Source organism: Salinibacterium sp. (assembly GCF_031364185.1).
Lineage (GTDB): Bacteria > Actinomycetota > Actinomycetes > Actinomycetales > Microbacteriaceae > Rhodoglobus.
Map to the genome: position 1 here is coordinate 1 of NZ_JANLVV010000139.1, position 2,426 is coordinate 2,426.

At 66.2% G+C, this 2,426-nt stretch carries 2 protein-coding genes; both read right to left on the bottom strand.

Annotation, left to right across the window (positions count from 1 at the left end; genetic code table 11):
* Positions 1–401: 401 nt before the first annotated feature.
* On the bottom strand, positions 402–1,154 hold the full coding sequence (locus RMN95_RS06170; RefSeq protein WP_309616066.1) for an SGNH/GDSL hydrolase family protein: 753 nt from the start codon (positions 1,152–1,154) through the stop codon (positions 402–404).
* Positions 1,155–1,167: 13 nt separating this feature from the next.
* A partial coding sequence (locus RMN95_RS06175; RefSeq protein WP_309616067.1) for a methyltransferase domain-containing protein occupies positions 1,168–2,426 on the bottom strand: 1,259 nt, incomplete at its 5' end.

Here is a 2,426-nt window from a genome sequence, read left to right on the forward strand (position 1 = left end):
CGACGTGAGCTACAGCTCGGACGGCACTGTGCGTTCGAGCAAGTTGGCCGTCGACGCCTACCTCGACAGCAAGTACTCGCGATAACCCAGGGCCACATAGCGGCCAGCCACCGGTTCACTCGGTCTTAGCCTGTGTTCTCACCTGGTTTTCCTTACGCTGTGGCCTGCAGGTTGAGGGATATCCCGATGTACCCCAATGTGGGGATATCGCCACATAAGTCGATGTGGGACTATCCCGACAGAGGCGAATGTGCTCGCTTCACCGTTGCGGAAGTTTCGTAGTGAGGGCCCTCCATCAAGGTCGTGCGCGAGAGCCGCCCTATCGGAGACGAGCGGTCGATCGAACCGACCGCAAGTGCCTCGCCGCCCGTCCCCCGCGGCCGCTCCGGGGCGCCGCGCAACTACCGACTCGTTGGCACGACCGGCTGCAGGGTCGCGCTCTTCGGCTCGCGGTTGTCTCCAGAAGAGCGGCCGGTGAGCCGCCGACCGACCCACGGCAGCACATATTCACGCCAGTAGGCAGAGTTTCTGGGGCGCGCAATATCATTTTCAACCGCGGCGGCGGAGTGGATGGGGATGCCGAGGGCAGCGAGCACGTTACCGGCAACCCGCGCATGCCCGGCCGCATTCAAGTGCAGCTTGTCGACGGACCAGTAGTGCAGGCGGGCAAGTTCGGCATCGGCCCAGTTGTCGACCCAGGTGACGCCCTCTCGCGGCAGGCGCTGGCCAACGGCGCGGGCCAGCTGGTTGCCCCGCTTCTCGATGGCGGGCCCGAGGGGGATGTGACGGGTCGGGTTGGCCCCGCTGGCCAGCACCACATGGATTCCAGCGCCCCGCGCTGTCTCGACCGCCTCAAGAAGCTGGTCGGCTATCGAGTCGATCGAGACCCGGGGACGCATGATGTCATTCCCCCCGCCGTTGATGCTGAGCAGCGCGGGTTGCAGGGCGATGGCAGCCTCGAGTTGGCCGGTGGCTATCGGCCCGAGCAGTCGACCGCGGATGGCGAGGTTAGCGTAGGTGACTGTGCCGCTGGAGGCGAGCGCGAGACCCTGGGCGACAAGGTCGGCCCATCCACGAACCGATCCGTCGGGCAGGTCGTCGCCGACGCCCTCCGTAAAACTGTCACCGATCGCGACGTAGCTGGAGTAGATCATGCCCCATCTTCGCCTACCCTCGGCGCAGAGTGAGCACGCTGTCGGTGAGGGAGCTCGCCGAGCCGTCCGGTGCCGTGACCGGGCGCTCGACGAGGGCGTTGGTCACCACGGTCCAATCCGGCAGTGCGAGCCGCGGGTTGTCGTGGAACAGCGCCGTGATCATGTCGTCGGGTGTTGGCAGGTCGCCCATTTCGTGGTGATGACCGACGGTGGCGGCCCACTGCGGGGCGCCGAAGTGACCGACGATCAGCAGGGTGCCGCCCGGAGACACGGCCTCCGCTGCGCGCCGCAGGATCTGTTCGCGCGGCAAATCCACAGTGGAGTGCAGAAAGCAGGCAGTGACCAGGTCGTAGTGGGTGGGCGGATGCCACGCACCGAGGTCCGCTGCGATCCAGGTCACGTCGTCGCCCGGTTGCTGGGCAGCCTTTCCGATCGCCAGCGCGGCGGGGGCTATGTCAATGGCGGTGACCACCCAGCCGTTGCGGCCCAGCCACAGGGCATCCCCACCCTCACCACTGCCGAGATCGAGGGCGGTTCCGGGCGCCATCCCGCTCACCTCACGTTCGAGTGCGGCGTTCACGTTACCGCTCCACGACCTCCCGTTCGTGAGGTAGCGACTTTCCCAATACTCGGCAGCGGTCTGGGTCGCGAGAGGGGTGGGCTGATCCATGGAGCCATTCTGTCGTGAGACGGCTGCGGCGACATCCTCAGCGACCAGCGCCCCGTTGATCGCGACCGCCACCGTGACGCCTGCCGCGATGGCGATGGGCACCAGGGCGGCGGGATTGATGACGTTTCCGATGGCGAAGAGTCCCTGCACGCTGGTCTGGAAATTCGCGTCGGTGCAGGCGAAGGAGCCCATCGGCGTCTCTGTGCGTTCAACCTCCAGCTGACGCAACAGATCATCCCGGGGCACCGCGTGTGGATCGACGAACAGTGTGCCGAGGGGGGTCGTCGAGCCGTCTGTGAACGTGACGCCGACAAGGCTGTCACCGTTACTGGCGATGGCGGCGATCATCCGGCCTTCCACCCTGATGCCCTGTGCGATGAGTGTCTGCATCTCTGCTTCGGGCAGGGGGCCGCTCAGGCCCGTGAATACGGTGACGTCGGGGGAGTATGCACGAATCAGATGCGCCTTGTGCACGCCGGCGAGCGAGCCGAGCAGCACTCCGATGCGCTTGCCGCGCGACTCGTAGCCGTCGCAGTATGGGCACGCGACTACGCCTCGACCCCACTGTTCAGCAAGCCCCGGAACAGCCGGAAGCTCGTCAC